Raw genomic sequence first — 17,125 nt, forward strand, 5'->3', positions numbered from 1 at the left:
GGAGGAATCTGACATGAAGACGATCAAGGGCCCCGGCCTTTTCCTTGGCCAGTTCGCGGGCGATACTGCTCCTTTCAACTCTTGGGACGCGATCACCAAATGGGCGGCCGACATCGGTTACAAGGGCGTCCAGGTGCCGACCTGGGCCAGCCAGCTGATCGATCTGAAGAAGGCTGCCACGTCCAAGGCCTATTGCGACGAATTCGCCGGCAAGGCTCGCGAAAACGGCATCGAGATCACCGAACTCTCCACTCACCTGCAAGGCCAGCTCGTCGCCGTTCACCCGGCCTATGACGAAGCCTTCGACGGGTTCGCTGCACCGGAGGTGCGCGGCAATCCGAAGGCGCGTCAGGAATGGGCAGTCGAGCAGGTCAAGATGGCGCTGACGGCATCCAAAAACCTCGGGCTCAAGGCGCATGCGACCTTCTCCGGCGCGCTTGCCTGGCCCTTCATCTATCCCTGGCCGCAGCGTCCTGCCGGTCTGGTCGAGACTGCCTTCGACGAACTCGCCCGTCGCTGGACGCCGATCCTCAACCATGCGGACGAGAACGGCATCGACGTCTGCTACGAGATCCACCCGGGCGAGGACCTGCATGACGGCATCACCTTCGAGATGTTCCTGGAGCGGGTGAAGAACCATCCGCGCGCCAACATGCTCTACGATCCCTCGCACTACGTCCTGCAGTGCCTCGATTATCTCGACAACATCGACATCTACAAGGACCGCATCAAGATGTTCCACGTCAAGGATGCGGAGTTCAATCCGACCGGGCGCCAGGGCGTCTACGGTGGCTATCAAGGTTGGGTCGAACGTGCCGGCCGGTTCCGTTCGCTTGGCGACGGCCAGGTCGATTTCGGCGCGGTGTTCTCGAAGATGACGGCGAATAATTTCGACGGCTGGGCCGTGGTCGAATGGGAATGCGCGCTGAAGCATCCGGAAGACGGTGCCCGCGAAGGCGCCGAATTCGTCGCCGCGCATATCATCCGCGTCACCGAGAAAGCCTTCGACGATTTCGCCGGCAGCGGCACGGACCAGGCGGCGAACCGGCGGATGCTGGGGCTTTCTTAACAGCACACGCCGGTTGGTGGCTCTTGCCCCTCACCCTAACCCTCTCCCCGTAAAAGACGGGGGGACGTGCCTTGCGAGAGCGAGCGGGGAACGGAGAGGGTGCGACACGGTCCCTTCGCCCCGTTTACGGGGAGAAGGTGGCGGCAGCCGGATGAGGGGCGCATCCGCACCAAGTTTAATTTCAGGAGGAATCAATGGCAATCGAAGCATCATCCGAACAGACACGCGAGCCGCGCATCCGGCTCGGCATGGTGGGCGGCGGCGCGGGCGCGTTTATCGGCGCGGTACACCGTATCGCGGCACGCATCGACGATCAGTACGATCTCATCGCCGGCGCGCTGTCGGCTTCGGCCGACAAGGCGATCGCATCCGGCCGCGACCTCGGCCTCGATCCGTCGCGGACCTATTCCAGCTATCGCGAGATGGCGATCCGCGAGGCGAAGCTGAAGAACGGCATCGAGGCGGTGGCGATCGTCACGCCGAACCATGTGCATTACGATGCGGCCAAGGAATTCCTCAAGCGCGGCATCCATGTCATCTGCGACAAGCCGCTGACATCCAACCTTGCCGATGCGAAGAAGCTGAAGAAGGTCGCCGACGAGAGCGGGGCGCTCTTCGTGCTGACGCATAATTACACCGGCTATCCGATGGTGCGCCAGGCGCGCGAGATGATCGCGAATGGCGAACTCGGCGACATCCGCGTCGTCCAGGCCGAATATCCGCAGGACTGGTTGACGGAAGCGGTTGAACAAACCGGCCAGAAGCAGGCCGCCTGGCGCACCGATCCGGCGCAGTCCGGCGTCGGCGGCTCGACCGGCGATATCGGCACGCATGCCTATAATCTCGCCGCCTTCATCACCGGCCTGGAGCTCGACAGCCTCGCCGCCGATCTCGACAGTTTCGTTCCGGGCCGCCGGCTGGACGATAATGCGCATGTCATGCTGCGCTTCAAGGCGAAGGGCTCTGAGAAGCCGGCCAAGGGCATGCTCTGGTGCAGCCAGGTGGCGCCCGGCCATGAAAATGGCCTGATGGTGCGCGTCTACGGTACCAAGGGCGGGCTGGAATGGACCCAGAAGGACCCAAACTACTTGTGGTACACGCCGTTCGGCGAGTCGAAGCGGCTGATCACCCGGGGCGGCGCCGGTTCAGGCGCTGCTGCCGGTCGTGTCACGCGCGTGCCATCAGGGCATCCGGAAGGTTATCTCGAAGCCTTTGCGACGATCTATACCGAAGCCGCGCATGCGATCAACGCCCGCAAGAAGGGCAAGGCCGTCGACAAGGCAGTGGTCTACCCCACCGTCGATGACGGCGTGAAGGGTGTGGCCTTCGTCGAAGCCTGCGTCGCGTCTTCGAAGAAGAATGGCGCCTGGGTCAAGCTCTGAATTTAATGATCCGCGTCATTGCCGTCGCCCAATGAAAAACGCCGAGGCGACCTCGTCTGAAGTCGCCTCGGCGTTTTTGTTTTATTTCTGATCAGGCCGCTGCAGTGCGGCCACGCTTTAGCAGGTTGTCGACGCTCAACGGTCCGGCACCTGCCGCCACCAGATAAAGAAACACGAAGCAGAACAGGATTGCCGCCACGCCGCCGTTCTGGGCGGGATAGATGCCCTTCGACGCATGCCCGATGAAATAGGCGAAGGCCATCAGGCCCGAGAGCACGAAGGCTGCGATACGGGTCTGGAATCCCACCAGGACCAGGAAGCCGAGCGTGAGTTCGATAAGCCCAGCAACCCAGGAAAGCGAGCCGACGGGCGGCACGCTTGCCGCAATCGGAAAATGCAAAATCTTCTGCGTTCCGTAGCTGAAAAGCACAAGCGACGAGACAATGCGCAGCAAGCTCAGCAGATGGGGCTGCAGCAGATGGATCGAAGACAGCATTGGATTCCTTTCATATTTGTGATGCCATTTCCCGTGTAAAGGTCGTGGTCCCAACAGCAAGTCACGACTGCTGACATTGCCGTTATGAGTGGGGGAGGGTGGAGAAGTAGGCGTTTCCTGCAACGTTGCAGTTTTTCTCGACGCCGACCTGTACTTTGCCTTCACGCTTGGCTAAATCCCGCCAAACGGCCTCAACCTAGAGATAGGATTTACAGATGATCGATCCGAAGAAACTCGCAGAGCGCTTTCCCGGCGACTTCACCTTCGGCGTCGCCACCGCCGCCTTCCAGATCGAAGGCGCCAGCAAGGCCGATGGCCGCAAGCCATCCATCTGGGATGCTTTCTGCAATATGCCCGGCCGTGTCCATAATCGCGATAACGGCGATATCGCCTGCGATCACTATAATCGCCTGGAGCAGGACCTCGATCTCATCAAGGAGATGGGTGTCGAAGCCTACCGGTTCTCGATCGCTTGGCCGCGCATTATCCCCGACGGTACGGGTCCGGTGAACGAGGCCGGCCTCGATTTCTACGACCGGCTGGTTGACGGCTGCAAGGCGCGCGGCATCAAGACCTTTGCGACGCTCTACCATTGGGACCTGCCTCTGTTGCTCGCCGGCGAGGGCGGCTGGACTGCGCGCTCGACTGCCTATGCGTTTCAGCGCTATGCCAAGACGGTGATGAGCCGCCTTGGCGATCGCCTCGACCGGGTCGCGACCTTCAACGAACCCTGGTGCATCGTCTGGCTCAGCCACCTCTACGGCATCCATGCTCCCGGCGAGCGCAACATGCAGGCCGCCCTTCATGCCATGCATTACATGAACCTTGCCCACGGTCTCGGCGTCGAGGCGATCCGCTCGGAAGCCCCCAACGTGCCGGTCGGGCTCGTCCTCAATGCCGCCTCGATCATTCCTGGCTCCGATAGCCCAGCCGATCTTGCCGCCGGCGAGCGTGCGCATCAGTTCCACAACGGCGCTTTCTTCGATCCCGTCTTCAAGGGTGAATATCCGCAGGAATTCATCGCGGCGCTCGGCGACCGCATGCCCGTCATCGAGGATCGCGACCTGAAGCTCATCAGCCAGAAACTCGATTGGTGGGGCCTGAACTATTATAAGCCCGAGCGGGTCACCGACGATGCCGAACGCAAAGGCGATTTCCCCTGGACGGTGGAAGCGCCGCCGGCAAGCGACGTCAAGACCGATATCGGCTGGGAAATCTATGCGCCGGGCCTGAAGCTCTCGGTCGAGGACCTCTACCGCCGCTACGAGCTGCCGGAATGCTACATCACCGAGAATGGCGCCTGCGACAACACCGATGTCGTCGACGGCGAGGTCGACGATACGATGCGCCTCGACTATGTCGGCGATCACCTCGAAATCGTTGCCGGCCTCATCAAGGACGGCTATCCCCTACGCGGCTATTTCGCCTGGAGCCTGATGGACAATTTCGAATGGGCGGAAGGCTACCGCATGCGCTTCGGTCTCGTCCATGTCGATTATGAGACCCAGGTACGCACGGTAAAAAAGAGCGGCAAATGGTATCGCGAACTTGCGGCCAAATTCCCGAAGGGCAATCACAAGCCGGGTTAGGGGCGCTTCCTCAGGCGGCGACACAAAAATAGCTCGCCAGAAGCCTGCAACAACCGGTTGCTTAAACGTTTTTGAACCCTTGGCTGGCAAAGTCCGACGGTCAGGGAGTCGTAATGCAGACAGCCGGAAAGTCGCAGAGCAAGGGATCGGGAATAGGCCGTCACATCACCGTCACGGGCGTGCTTTTCTCCTTTGCGGTCATCGTCGCAGTCGTCACCATCATGGTGCTGACGGCGCTCGAACGCGTGGCTGAAAATTCCAATATTCTCGATGACGAGCGCTCGCGCGAAACGACGATCGGCGCGTTGAAGACCTTCGAGGATCAGCTCGGCGCGACGCTTGACGATTACGCCGCCTGGGATGACGCCGCCGTCAACGTCTACGCAGCCGACGGTATGGCCTGGACGGTGAGCAACTACGGCGAGATGTCGGTCAACAGTTCGCTTTTCGACATGGCGATCGTCATCGATGCCGAGAAGAAGGCGATCATGGCCTATCGCGATGGCAAGCCGATGGCGGAGCCGCTCACGGATTTCTTCGCGCCTTCGCTCTGGACCCTCTTCGACACGGTGAAGGCGGCCGGCCCGGCCGATCGTCCTCAGGCGATCGGTTTCGTCACCACCAAGCGGGGCATAGCCGCCGTCGGTGTAGCATTGGTGCGGAAAAAGTCCGGTTCGCTGGATGTGCCCGCCGGCCAGCAGCGCTATCTCGTTTTCGCCCGCCATCTCGATGACGACAGGGTGACCGCTCTCGGCCAGACCTATGTCATCGGCGGGCTGAGGCTGGCGCCGCCGAGTTTTGCGGCCGACTACCTCGTCCCGATCGTCGATCCGACGGGGGCAACGCTCGGCAAGCTCGTGTGGATCTCGCGTTCACCCGGCGATGTCGGCTATGCACAGGTGCGGCCGATGGTCATCCAGGCGCTTGGCCTCGTCGGCTTGTTCTTCGTGGTGTTGCTGGTCATCGGCTGGCTTGCCGGCCGCCGCCTGAAGGCGGAGGAAAACAGCGCTCGCGAGGAGGCGCTGCGCGACAGGCTGAGCGGTCTTTCCAATCGCGACGGTCTCGGGCTGGCCGTCGATCGTTTTGTCGTCGAGGCACGCCAGACCAAGCGTAACGTGCTGCTTCTTTATCTCGACCTCGATGGCTTCAAGGAAGTCAATGACAGCTATGGCCACGGCACCGGCGACCAGTTGATCCGGGCGGTCGCGGCCGGGCTCGCTGTGCTCATTCCGCAAGGTGCGGTTCTCGCCCGCATCGGCGGCGATGAATTTGCCATCGCCTTTCTCTCTGACAGTGAGAATGCCGCCGCCCTGCAGCTTGCCGAGCAGATCCTCGATTTTCTTGTCGAGCCGCTGGAGATCGGTCGCCGTGTCGTCGTCGTCGGGGCAAGCATCGGCATCGCCATGTCGCCTTCCGGGACGATCGGGCGTGAGGAGCTGGTGCGCCGTTCCGACCTTGCCATGTACAAGGCGAAGGAGGCCGGCCGCGCGCGCATGACGCTCTACGATCCATCGATGGACGCCGATCGAGAGCAACGCAATGCGCTGGAGCTCGATCTCCGGATCGCCATCGAAAGCGGCGACCTGACGCTCGCCTACCAGCCGCTGATCGATGCGGCGACGCATGCGATGACCGGTGTCGAGGCGCTGGTGCGCTGGAACCGCCCAGGCCATGGCCCTGTTTCGCCCGAGCTGTTCATCCCGATCGCCGAGACCAGCGGCCTCATCGAATCGCTCGGCCTGTTCGTGCTGCGCAAAGCCTGCGAGACGGCCAAGCAATGGCCGGAACTCAATGTCTCGGTCAACGTCTCGCCCGGCCAGTTCCGCAATCCCGCCTTTACCGACTATGTGCGCTACGTGTTGAAGCAGACGGAGATCGAGGCCGGCCGCATCACGCTCGAGATCACCGAAGGCTACATGATCCAGAATCCGCAGCGCACCCGCCAGTCGATCGAACGGTTGAAGGCGCTGGGGGTCAAGGTGGCGCTCGACGATTTCGGTTCCGGCTTCTCCTCGATCGGTTATCTCAGACAGTTCGGCTTCGACCGCATCAAGATCGACCGCTCGCTGGTCATGGGTGTCAACGACAAACGCCAGCGCGAGATGCTGCAGGCGACGGTGGCGCTCGCCCGCTCGCTCGACATTCCGGTGACGGCCGAAGGCATCGAGACCGAGGAGCAGGCGATAGCCATGCGTCTTTTCGGCTGCGACTGCCTGCAGGGCTATTTGTTCGGAAAGCCTGTGACATCAGACCTCATCACCGAGATGTTGAACGAGCGGCGTGCAGCGGAGCCGGAAGCTCGGCGGCGCATCCAGGCGGCAGGCTGATCCAATCAGAATTTTGGCTCAGCTGCCGATATGTCGCTGGCCGCGCTTTTTCGCGAGGGCGATCTGGTGCTGACGCTGGCGGTAGCGCAGCCGGTCTTCTTCCGTGCGCGTGTCGTAGCAGTGGCTGCAGGAAACGCCTTCCTCGTAAAGCGGCGAAGTCATTTCCTCGGCAGTGATCGGGTTGCGGCAGGCGTGGCAGAGCCGGTGTTCGCCTTCCTTCAAACCGTGCTCGACGGACACGCGCTCGTCGAAGACGAAGCAGGCGCCATCCCAGAGGCTTTCCTCCTGCGGCACTTCCTCCAGATATTTCAGGATGCCGCCCTTCAGATGATAGACCTCGTCGAAGCCCTCAGCCTTCATGAAGGCGGTGGCCTTTTCGCAGCGTATGCCGCCGGTGCAGTACATGGCGACCTTCGGCTTGTTGTGCAGACCGGGATTCTGACGCACCCATTCCGGAAACTCACGGAAGCTCTTGGTCTTCGGGTCGAGCGCGCCGCGGAAGGTTCCGATCGCCGTCTCGTAGTCGTTGCGGGTGTCGATGACGATGGTGTCGGGATCGGAAATCAGCGCGTTCCAGTCCTTGGCCGCCACGTAGGTGCCGACCACCTTGTTGGGGTCGATATCTTCGACGCCCATGGTGACGATTTCCTTCTTCAGCTTCACCTTCATGCGCAGGAAGGGCATTTTCGAGGCGCGGCTTTCCTTGTGCTCCAGGCCCGAAAATTCCGGCTGGGCGCGCAGGAAGGCAAGCACGGCGTGAATGCCGGCATCCGGGCCTGCGATCGTGCCGTTGATGCCTTCATGCGCCAGAAGCAGCGTTCCCTTGACGCCGTTCTCCTCGCAAAGCGTCTGCAACGGTGCCTGCAGGTCGGCAAAGCGCGGCACGGAAACGAAATGGTAGAGTGCGGCCACGAGGAACGGGCTGGTGTGTGTCAGGCTGTCGGTCATAGGCCGGAAATACAGAAAATCGGTGGGCCGCGCAATTGCCTTCGCCAGTGGCGGCCTTGACCGGTGACCGATTACGCTCGCACCTGCCACGCGGAAAACGGCCGCACGCCGAAGCTCCGGTCGGGGATTGCGTCGAGAACGCTGATGAATTCGATCGAGTGCCCGTCCGGATCCTTGAAATAGATAGACAGCGCCGGCATCCAGCCGAGAACCACCGGCTCCGTCACCGGTTCACCGGTAAAGCCGAGAGGTTCCACACCCTTTGCCCTGAGAATGGCGGGCGCCTGCAGCATGCCGCCGGCGGTCATGCGGAAGGCGATATGCAGCCGCATCTTCAGCGGCCCGCTTCCGGTTTCCCAAAGGCCGAGCATGCCGGTCTTCCTGTCGTCCACCCAGAGGAAAGCGACGTTGCGCTCCTCGAATGAGGCTGCCGGTTCGAGCCCAACGACATCGCGGTAAAAGTCCGTGGAGGTCTTGAGATCGGCAACGGTCAGATGGGTCTCGTAGAGCCCGAGCACCTTCGGCATTGCGGCATTTTCGGCGGTCATATTTTCCTCGCGGGTCAAGTTTCTACTTGTTCGACCACCGCAAGCTAGGACCTCAAGATTGGTTGAGGTCAATAGGGTTCCTTGTGATATTGCCGATGCGATGGGAAATGCAGAGCTGCGCGCAAGCACTTCCGATTTCGCGGGCTCTCAATTCCCGGCCATCAGCCAGAGAAGCTCGATGCGCTGGGCTTCCTCGTCGGCATCATCGGCGAACACGGCTTCGGCTTTGACCAGCGCTTGCCGCCGGTCTTCCTGCTGGCGGAAGATGATGATGTCGAGCAGATGCGCTAGGTCGTCATTGCGGGTGAAGAGCTGCGGTTCGGCCTCGACCAGTTCGGAGAGCACGGTGAGATCGTGGATGTGGCCGAGATCCTCGACGAGTTCCTTGGCCGCATCGCGCTTGGCCTTCATCGCGCCCGGCCAGACGTCACGCAAAAGCGCATGGTAGAGCCGATAGTCGTAGGTGCGTTTGCGCAGATCGTGGAAGTCGTCGGCCGATGCCTCGCCGTGGCAAGCCGCAAGCGCGGTCTTGGCCTTCCGCGCGGTACGGCGCCAACTTTTTGCCAGCATGCGTGCATTCTTGCGGTGGCCGCGATCAAAGGAGACGGCGTCCAGGGCCGTGATCGCCTCCTTCAGAACGTCGGAGGTTTCCGCGAGCCGCTGTTCCAGGCCGCTTTCGGCTTCCGCCATCCAATCACGGCGCCCTTCGAGAATGGTGACGATGCGGCCGAGCGCCTCGCTCTCCTCGTTCCCGCGGGCTGCATGCTGCAGATACTGCGCGGTGCCGATGAGGGCTGCAGCATCGCGGATCGCCGAAAGCGAGCGTGCGGCATCGCGCAGCCTCGCATTTTCCTGGGCCTGAAAATCCGGCACCTCGCGGGCCACGAGGCGGTAGAGCGAGCGTAGTCGCTTCAGGTTCTTGCGGAAAGAATGGATCGCCTCATGCGCGCCGTCCGGGCGTTCCCCGAGGACAGTGATAGCGTGTTCCAGCTGCTTGGTCGCAGCGTTACGGAACGCTTCGGTGAAATCGGCGTCAGGCCGAATGCGATAGGCCATGCCTGTCGTGCCCGTATTCTGTGGCAAGGGCCTGGTTGGAATAGCGGAAATCTCCGGTCACTTCGCGGCCGAGCCAGGTGGGCAGGGCCGGATCGTCGGTTTCCGCCGCCATCTCCACCTCGGCAATCACCAGTCCGCGATGCTCGCCGGTAAAGACGTCGACTTCCCAGACGAAGTCCTCATGCGGAACGCGATAGCGCGTCTTCTCGATGACGACGCCGATCGCGTTCTGCAACAGCTCTTCGGCATCGGCGATCGGAATGTCGTATTCGAATTCGTCACGGGTGATGGTGCTTCGGCCGATCTTGATCGTCAGTTTCGCATTCCTGCCGTCGAGGATGCGCACGCGCACGGAACGATCGTCCATCGAGGCAATGTAACCCTGCCTGAAGACAGATTTCGTCTCGACGGCGGAACGCCATCCATCGCTGCGTACAAGAAACTTCCGCTCGATCTCTTTCGCCATGCCGGTGAACCTTTTGTGACGATTGCGGCACGGTAGCCCAATTTCCAAGCATTTCATACCCTTCTCGTCATGCGGTCCGGTTTTATCTCGACAAGGTTCCGCGGGGGCGTTATTCGGGGTCCGAATTCAATCGTTTCAAGGAGGTCGCGCGACCATGGGCGAGAAAACAGAGAAGCTCCTTTCCATCCTGAAACTCCAGCCTGTCGTTCCGGTATTGATCGTCAACGATGCGAAGACGGCGGTGCCGCTGGCCCGCGCGCTCGTCGCGGGCGGCCTGAAGGCGATCGAGATCACCATGCGCACGCCGGCAGCGCTCGAGGCCGTGCGCGCCGTCGCCGCAGAGGTCGAGGGGGCCGAAGTCGGCGCCGGCACGATCCTCAATGTCGCCCATTGGGAAGCCGCCGTCGAGGCCGGTTCGAAATTCATCGTCAGCCCGGGCACGACGCAGGAACTGCTTGATGCCGCTGCCGATTCCGACGTGCCGCTGCTTCCGGGGGCTGCGACCGCCAGCGAAGTCATGGCACTGCGCGAAGAAGGCTACCAAGTGCTGAAATTCTTCCCGGCGGAGCAGGCCGGTGGCGCCGCCTATCTCAAGGCGCTGTCCTCGCCGCTTGCCGGCACGCTGTTCTGCCCGACCGGCGGTATTTCGCTGAAGAACGCCAATGATTATCTCTCGCTGCCGAACGTCATTTGCGTTGGCGGCTCGTGGGTGGCGCCGAAGGAACTGGTCGCGGCCGGCGACTGGGCTGGCATCACCAAGCTCGCGGCAGAGGCGGCGGCGCTGAAGGCCTGAGTTTCGGCTGGGGGCGGGGGAGTCTCATGGCTCAATCCCGCTCCCCCTATTTGTATTTCACCAGTCGCAAACCTATGTACCTCTCCAGTTTCAAACAGGGAGATGACGAGGAATGTTCGACGCAAAGAAGCTTCTCGACCAGTTTTTGGGTTCGCAGGTGCCGGGTCTCGGCGGTTCGGTCCGCGATAGGGCCGGCGACGCCGTCCAGACGGCAAAGAACAATCCGCTGGCGACAGGTGCGATTGCAGCCGCGCTTCTCGGCACCAAGACCGGCCGGGGTATTGCCGGCAATGCACTGGCGATCGGCGGTCTTGCCGCGATTGCCGGCCTCGGCTACCAGGCCTACAAGAATTACCAGGCGGGGCAGGCGCCCGCAGCCCCCTCGGATGCACCGTCGGCAAACAATCCGGTCCTTCTGCCGCCGCCTGTCGAATCTGGTTTCGGGCCGACATCGCCTGCCGGCAGCAATGAATTCGTGCTGGTGCTGATCCGCGCGATGATCGCCGCCGCCAAGGCCGACGGTCATATCGACAATGCCGAACGCGCCCTCATCATGGACAAGGTCAAGGCCGCCGACGTCAGCGGCGAGGCTGCGGCCTTCATCGAGCATGAACTCGCTTCGCCGACGGATATCGATGCGCTGGTTGCTGCGGCGGTGACTGAAGAACAGCGCGTCGAGCTTTACACCGCCTCGCGGCTCACTATCGAGCCGGATTCGCGTGCCGAGCGCGGTTATCTCGATCTGCTTGCCGGCCGCCTCGGCCTTGCCGACCAGTTGGTGGACCATATCGAGGCGACGGTGTCGTCGGCCAAGACGACCTTGTCACAGTGACATCTAAAGCATGTCGCGCAAAAGTGTGCAGCGGTTTTGCGACAACGACATGCGTTGGAAATAAGGCCTAAAGCGCGACGCGCTTTAGGCCGGTTGCCTTTGCCGGGCGGCTGGCCTATCCACTCTTCGGAAAAGAGGAGTGAACATGCGCGATCTTGCAAATTTCAACGGCTGCCCGGCGCCGAAGCCGGTCACGCTGAAGGGCCGCTTCGTCACCGTCCAGCCCTACCGGCGTGAGGAACATCTCCAGGCGTTATGGGATGGCCTCGGTGGCATGGGCATCAACCCGTTGCTTCTCTATTTCGCGCAGGACGATTTCTCCGGCATCAACGATTTCGCCAACTGGCTGGAAACCGTCTATACCAAGTCCGGCTGGCTCACCCATATCTTCCGCGACAACGCCAGCGGCAAGATTGTCGGCATGGCGAATTACATGCGCGCCGACCCGGCAAACGGCGTCGTCGAGATCGGCGGGGTGGCGCACGGGGCCGAGATGAAGCGGTCGCCGCTGTCGACCGAGGCGCATTACCTGATGGCTAAGCACGTCTTCGAGGATCTCGGCTACCGCCGCTACGAATGGAAATGCGACAATAAGAACGAGGCGAGCAAGACGACGGCTGCGCGTTACGGCTTCAGCTTCGAAGGGGTCTTCCGCCAGCATATGATCTCCAAGCATCGCAACCGCGATACCGCCTGGTTCTCGATGATCGATGCCGAATGGCCGATGATCAACGATGCCTTCGAAGCCTGGCTCTCGCCGGAGAATTTCGACGCCGAGGGCAACCAGATCCGTCGTCTGCAGGACATCCGCGCCGATCTTGAAAAGGAAAGGCTGGTATGAGCCCAGAAAGCCGCTCGCAGGCGACCGCCGCCGGCATTATCCTGCTCAGTGCCGCCTTGGTTATCTATTTCCTGCCGACCATTGTGCTGTGGATTGGCAATTTCTCGCCGACGCTGGCGATCGTCGTCGGCGTCTGCCTGATCATGGCGTTTTTCGCAGTCTTCTGGCTGCGGGCGCGTTACCAGCGCCGCCGGGGAAAGTAGTTTTATCCCTGCAGCGAGGCCCCGAGCAGCAGGGCGCCCATCAGCATGACAAGCACGGCGCCGAGGATTTCGATGGCATTCCCGACCCAGATCGAGGCGGTCGAGCCGCGTCCGGAGAGGCGGACGGCCGCACTCTTGGCCGTGACGGCAAGTGTGGCAAGCAGCGAAACGGTGATCGCCGTGCCGAGCGACATGGCGGCGACCGAAAGCACGCCGCCGAGATAGAGCCCGTTCAGCAGTGAGAAGGTCATGACCAGCAATGCGCCGGAACAGGGGCGCAGACCGACGGCAACGATCGCCGACCAGGCCTCGCGGGCGCTGAACCTGTCGCCGCCGAGCAGGGCCGGATCGGGCACATGGGCATTGCCGCAGGTCTCGCAGACCATGCCGGGAACGAAGGTATGGCCGGCTTCGACAGGCTGCGCCTTGCCGTTGAAGGCATAGGCTTGGCGTTCGGCCGCGTTGTCCTTCCAGTCGAGCATCATGCTGACCGGACCGGCAGGCGTCGCCATCAGCCGGCGGCGCGGCATGTTGCCGACCAGCGAGCGCAGTTTGCGGAACAGCAACCAGCCGCCGAAGAGGATGACCATGACGAAGCTTGCGATCTCCATCGCGTGGGTCGCCGCCGTCAGCGTAATGCCGGTGCCGCGCAGCACCAGCCAGGCGCCGCCGACCAGCGCCACCGCCACCACGCCCTGGACGAAGGCAGAAATGAAGGAAATCACCACGCCGCGCTTCAGCTCGACCTCATTGGCGATCATGTAGGAGGAGATGACCGCCTTGCCGTGGCCGGGGCCGGCGGCATGGAAGACGCCATAGGCGAAGGAGAGGCCGATCAGCGATGCCAACTGCCACGGGTCTTGGCGCATCGCCTTCAAGGCGCCGGTCAGCGCCCGATAGAAGGCCTGCTGCTCATAGTTCACATAGAGCAAAAGCGGCGCGAGCGGCCCGCCTGTCGGCTGGAAGCTCGGCTCCGCCGTACCGATGCCGAGCGGCGATTGCGCATGGGCGAGGCTTGCAGCCGTTACCAGCGCAAGGGTTGCAGCGGAAAGGATGAGGGGCAGGCGTTTCGTCAGCATGTGACCTCCAGCCGGGTGGCGAAGAGTTTGGACATGTTGGTGCCGGTGGGATCGTTGAAGAAGGCGTCTGTCAGCGACTGCTTGTTTTCCGAGATCACTTGGTCGGCATCCGGCCGCACCACCTGATGTTTGCAAGCCTTGAAGCCGTCTCCGACGATCGCCAGCTCGGTGTCGGTGGGAAAATCGATCGAGGTGTAGAGCGTCGGGTCGTAGACGCCGAAGGTGAGCCTGCCCTTGAGCGGCATCTTCTCCACCGGCTTTACCGCAAAGAACATCAGCAGCTGGCCATCCTTGTAGTCGACATGGATGATGTCGGGCTTCTGGACGGTGATGTTCTTCCCGTTGATCGTCAGGTTCATGTAGTAGTCGTAATCGGCAAGAGACTTCTTGACCGTGTTGCCGACCTCGGTCAGTTCGTTCGGCTCCAGCTTCAGGTCGGTGTTCTTGTCGAAATCCATGACCACGGAGGACGAAAAGACCTCGTCGAAGCGCCAGACATTGCGCAGTTCCTCGACACTGCCGTCCTTGCCGGCCACGACTTCGAGGCGCGCTTCCACGAAGATGTGCGGATGCGCAAAGGCGGCGGCCGGCGCCAGCGAAAGAAGCGCGGCCATCAGTATTGTTGAATGTCTCATCTATCCCGCTGCCTTGTTCGCTGCCCCTGACTTCTTGCCAGAAATTGGGACGGAATTGGGACCGGGCTCGGCATCGGCTTCGCGGGGCAGGATGCCACTGCATAATTCCTTAAATCGGAATCGATTCAAGGATAAAATTATGCAGCATTCAAAGTGCTACAGTGTCCTTTGCGCGTCTGAAAAGACGCGCGGCGCTGTAGAGCGGGGCGGAATGTCGCATCGCTTCGCAAGGGCGCCGGCTTACGGATGCTTCTTGAACCAGTTGTGCAGGTAATCGACGAAGATTCTTACCTTGGCCGGCAGGTAGCGCCGGTGCGGGTAGACGGCATAGATGCCGCGGTCGGTCGGGGTGTAATCGTTGAAAAGGGTCACCAGTTCGCCGCTCTCGATCGGCTTGCGGGCGATGAAATCTGGGATGAAGGCTACGCCGATGCCGGCCAGTGCTGCGCGTAATGTCGCATGCGGGCTGTTGACCTCTATCGGTCCGGAAACGGCGACGGCAAACGAGGTGTTGTCAGGATTGTGGAAGCGGATGCTCGCCTGGGTGCGCGCATTGGTATCGACGATGAAGGGGACGCTGGAAAGGGCCGACGGGTGATCGAGATCGGGATAACGTTCGAGAAATTCAGGGGTGGCGCAGATATGGATGCGGAAATCCGAGATCTTGCGGGCGATCATGCCGGAATCTTCGAGCTTGGTGATGCGGATCGCCACGTCGAAGCCTTCCTCGATCAGATCGACGAACCGGTCGTCGGCGGCGATCTCCAGCGAAAGGTCGGGGTTCTCCTTGGCAAAATCGATCAGCGACTGGCCGACATCGGCATCGACGAAGGTGCGCGGCACCGAGATGCGCAGCCGTCCCTTGAGCTGTGCATTGTTTTCGCGCACGAGATCGGCGAGGTTATCGATCTCCTTCAGAATATCGGAGGCGGTACGGTAATAGGTATGGCCGGCCTCGGTCATCGAGAACTGCCGGGTGGTGCGGTTGAGCAGCAGGGCGCCGAGCTCGTCTTCCAATTCGCGCACATATTTGGAGAGCAGCGCCTTGGAGCGGCCGGTGCGCCGTGCCGCGGCGGAGAAGCCTTCGGCCTCGACGACATCGATGAAGGCGCGTATGCGGGTCAAGGTATCCATGGCACCCCTCAGGCTGTTTCGGAATGTTGAACAAATTGGCTCGTCTTGTTCAATAATTTTTTTAGCCTTGAGATCAAAAAATCGCTTGATTATGAAGGCGAATATTCTTATTTCCCACTCAGCCCAAAGTCGCACGTGCCCATGGGTGTCCGCCGAACCCTCGAATTGGTGAGGAAATCGGTAAGGTACCTGGAATTAACCCCTCCAGTCGCTATTCCGGCCAACCGGAAAATGCGAGGACGCCTGAAGCAACGACGGTGCGGGCCTTTTTGTTCTCTCCCTGCTTTCCATCAGCGGGGGTTACTGAAGAGGCACACCATCATTGCCGGAAGTGCGGTTGGGATTCTCCCTCCAATCCATGGCAGACAAAGCCGAACTTACACCGCATCGCGGCGTTGGTTCACTATCTGCGCATCGAGCGCTTGCTATGGTTCCGGGGTCTCCACCGGCTGGTTCCAATGCGAGCTATCGTATGCCCTTTGTCCTCCGGTTCATGCCGGAGCTCTGGAATTGGAAGAGGGAATCGATATGACCACCCAGCGCATCCGCGACTTTCTCGCAACCCGACGTCCCGACGGTCCCTGCCTCGTGGTTGACCTCGACGTCGTTCGCGACAATTTCCACGCCTTCCGTCACGCCATGCCGGACAGCGCCATCTATTACGCCGTCAAGGCCAACCCGGCCCCGGAAGTGCTGAAGCTGCTCGCAGGCCTCGGCTCCAATTTCGATTGCGCATCCGTTGCCGAAATCGAAATGGCGCTCGAAGCCGGTGCGACCGCCGCCCGCATCTCCTACGGCAACACGATCAAGAAGGAACGTGACGTTGCCCGCGCGCATGCGCTCGGCGTCAGCCTCTTTGCCGTCGACAGCCACGAGGAAGTCGAGAAGATCTCGCGGGCCGCTCCCGGCGCCCGTGTCTTCTGCCGCGTGCTCACGGATGGCGAAGGCGCCGAATGGCCGCTGTCGCGCAAGTTCGGCTGCGTTCCGCAGATGGCTGTCGACGTTCTCGTCTACGCCCATCAGCTTGGCCTGCAGTCCTATGGCGTCTCGTTCCATGTCGGTTCGCAGATGACCAAGGTCGATGCCTGGGATTCGGCGCTTGCCGATGCCAAGCGCGTCTTCGTATCGCTTGCCAAGCAGGGCATCCACCTGCAGATGGTCAACATGGGTGGCGGCTTCCCGACCAAGTACCTGCGTGACGTTCCGTCCGCAGAAGCTTACGGCAAGTCGATCTACCAGGCGCTGCGCACGCATTTCGGCAACCAGATCCCGCAGACGATCATCGAGCCGGGCCGCGGCATGGTCGGCAATGCCGGTGTCATCAAGGCGGAAGTCGTTCTGATTTCGAAGAAGTCGGACAATGACGATGCCCGCTGGGTCTTCCTCGACATCGGCAAGTTCGGCGGTCTCGCCGAGACGATGGACGAAGCCATCCGCTATCCGATCCGCACGGATCACGACAGCGACGAGATGGAGCCCTGCGTCATTGCCGGTCCGACCTGCGATTCGGCCGACGTGCTCTACGAGAAGAACCTCTATCCGCTGCCGATCTCCCTTTCGATCGGCGACGAGGTCCTGATCGAAGGCACCGGCGCCTATACGACGACCTATTCGGCGGTCGCTTTCAACGGTTTCGACCCCTTGAAGGCCTACGTCATCTAAGGTCGTTTCCGCCGGCCCCGTAACCAGCCGGGGCGGCAACTTCACAATTTTCCTTCATCGCCGCT

The 17,125-nt window shown here is 61.5% G+C and carries 17 protein-coding genes; 9 read left to right on the forward strand and 8 right to left on the reverse strand.

Features of this window, described 5'->3' with window-relative positions; all coding sequences use genetic code 11:
- Positions 1 to 13: 13 nt before the first annotated feature.
- Together FFM53_RS16320 and FFM53_RS16325 are read left to right on the forward strand one after the other, a co-directional pair.
- Positions 14 to 1,069, forward strand: coding sequence for a sugar phosphate isomerase/epimerase family protein (locus FFM53_RS16320; RefSeq protein WP_064249390.1), 1,056 nt, complete (start codon positions 14 to 16; stop codon positions 1,067 to 1,069).
- Positions 1,070 to 1,263: 194 nt separating this feature from the next.
- Positions 1,264 to 2,451 (forward strand): Gfo/Idh/MocA family protein, encoded by a 1,188-nt coding sequence (locus tag FFM53_RS16325; protein WP_138333264.1) that lies wholly within the window; start codon positions 1,264 to 1,266, stop codon positions 2,449 to 2,451.
- Positions 2,452 to 2,542: 91 nt separating this feature from the next.
- Here FFM53_RS16325 and FFM53_RS16330 read toward each other — a convergent pair whose 3' ends face one another.
- Complete coding sequence (locus tag FFM53_RS16330; RefSeq protein WP_138333267.1) at positions 2,543 to 2,947, reverse strand: DoxX family protein; 405 nt, start codon at positions 2,945 to 2,947, stop codon at positions 2,543 to 2,545.
- A gap of 215 nt (positions 2,948 to 3,162) precedes the next feature.
- Between FFM53_RS16330 and FFM53_RS16335 the strand changes: the two genes are divergently transcribed.
- Both FFM53_RS16335 and FFM53_RS16340 read left to right on the forward strand, forming a co-directional pair.
- A complete protein-coding gene (locus FFM53_RS16335) occupies positions 3,163 to 4,536 on the forward strand; it encodes a GH1 family beta-glucosidase (RefSeq protein ID WP_138390600.1) in 1,374 nt (457 codons plus the stop codon).
- Positions 4,537 to 4,649: 113 nt separating this feature from the next.
- Positions 4,650 to 6,863, forward strand: coding sequence for a putative bifunctional diguanylate cyclase/phosphodiesterase (locus FFM53_RS16340; protein ID WP_138390599.1), 2,214 nt, complete (start codon positions 4,650 to 4,652; stop codon positions 6,861 to 6,863).
- An 18-nt stretch (positions 6,864 to 6,881) separates the two neighbouring features.
- Here the strand turns inward: FFM53_RS16340 and trhO are convergent, their stop codons facing one another.
- The 4 genes from trhO to FFM53_RS16360 form a co-directional block, all read right to left on the reverse strand.
- Positions 6,882 to 7,811: an oxygen-dependent tRNA uridine(34) hydroxylase TrhO gene (gene trhO, locus FFM53_RS16345; RefSeq protein ID WP_138333274.1), complete on the reverse strand. Its 930-nt coding sequence runs from the start codon at positions 7,809 to 7,811 to the stop codon at positions 6,882 to 6,884.
- Between the two features lie 71 nt (positions 7,812 to 7,882).
- Complete coding sequence (locus FFM53_RS16350) at positions 7,883 to 8,359, reverse strand: VOC family protein (RefSeq protein WP_138390598.1); 477 nt, start codon at positions 8,357 to 8,359, stop codon at positions 7,883 to 7,885.
- 147 nt (positions 8,360 to 8,506) lie between these two features.
- Positions 8,507 to 9,415: a CHAD domain-containing protein gene (locus FFM53_RS16355; RefSeq protein ID WP_138333276.1), complete on the reverse strand. Its 909-nt coding sequence runs from the start codon at positions 9,413 to 9,415 to the stop codon at positions 8,507 to 8,509.
- Complete coding sequence (locus FFM53_RS16360; RefSeq protein ID WP_138333279.1) at positions 9,393 to 9,881, reverse strand: CYTH domain-containing protein; 489 nt, start codon at positions 9,879 to 9,881, stop codon at positions 9,393 to 9,395. The genes FFM53_RS16355 and FFM53_RS16360 overlap by 23 nt, the downstream gene beginning before the upstream one ends.
- 154 nt (positions 9,882 to 10,035) lie before the next feature.
- Here FFM53_RS16360 and FFM53_RS16365 point away from each other — a divergent pair, with 154 nt between their 5' ends.
- From FFM53_RS16365 to FFM53_RS16380, 4 genes are all read left to right on the forward strand, one after another.
- Positions 10,036 to 10,674: a 2-dehydro-3-deoxy-phosphogluconate aldolase gene (locus tag FFM53_RS16365; RefSeq protein WP_131710388.1), complete on the forward strand. Its 639-nt coding sequence runs from the start codon at positions 10,036 to 10,038 to the stop codon at positions 10,672 to 10,674.
- 112 nt (positions 10,675 to 10,786) lie between these two features.
- Entirely contained in the window at positions 10,787 to 11,506 is a 720-nt protein-coding gene (locus FFM53_RS16370; protein ID WP_138390597.1) for a tellurite resistance TerB family protein, read from the forward strand.
- Between the two features lie 145 nt (positions 11,507 to 11,651).
- On the forward strand, positions 11,652 to 12,347 hold the full coding sequence (locus tag FFM53_RS16375) for a GNAT family N-acetyltransferase (protein WP_138390596.1): 696 nt from the start codon (positions 11,652 to 11,654) through the stop codon (positions 12,345 to 12,347).
- Entirely contained in the window at positions 12,344 to 12,550 is a 207-nt protein-coding gene (locus FFM53_RS16380) for a hypothetical protein (protein WP_012759018.1), read from the forward strand. The genes FFM53_RS16375 and FFM53_RS16380 overlap by 4 nt, the downstream gene beginning before the upstream one ends.
- A 2-nt stretch (positions 12,551 to 12,552) precedes the next feature.
- Here the strand turns inward: FFM53_RS16380 and FFM53_RS16385 are convergent, their stop codons facing one another.
- From FFM53_RS16385 to FFM53_RS16395, 3 genes are all read right to left on the reverse strand, one after another.
- Positions 12,553 to 13,629, reverse strand: coding sequence for a nickel/cobalt transporter (locus tag FFM53_RS16385; RefSeq protein ID WP_138390595.1), 1,077 nt, complete (start codon positions 13,627 to 13,629; stop codon positions 12,553 to 12,555).
- On the reverse strand, positions 13,623 to 14,264 hold the full coding sequence (locus FFM53_RS16390; RefSeq protein ID WP_138390594.1) for a DUF1007 family protein: 642 nt from the start codon (positions 14,262 to 14,264) through the stop codon (positions 13,623 to 13,625). Before FFM53_RS16390 ends, FFM53_RS16385 begins: the two co-directional genes overlap by 7 nt.
- A 240-nt stretch (positions 14,265 to 14,504) precedes the next feature.
- On the reverse strand, positions 14,505 to 15,398 hold the full coding sequence (locus FFM53_RS16395; protein WP_138333292.1) for a LysR family transcriptional regulator: 894 nt from the start codon (positions 15,396 to 15,398) through the stop codon (positions 14,505 to 14,507).
- 528 nt (positions 15,399 to 15,926) lie between these two features.
- On the opposite strand from FFM53_RS16395, the gene odc2 reads away from it, so the two are divergent.
- Positions 15,927 to 17,060, forward strand: coding sequence for an ornithine/lysine decarboxylase (gene odc2, locus FFM53_RS16400; RefSeq protein WP_138390593.1), 1,134 nt, complete (start codon positions 15,927 to 15,929; stop codon positions 17,058 to 17,060).
- Positions 17,061 to 17,125: the final 65 nt, after the last annotated feature.

This window comes from Rhizobium indicum (assembly GCF_005862305.2).
Classification (GTDB): domain Bacteria; phylum Pseudomonadota; class Alphaproteobacteria; order Rhizobiales; family Rhizobiaceae; genus Rhizobium; species Rhizobium indicum.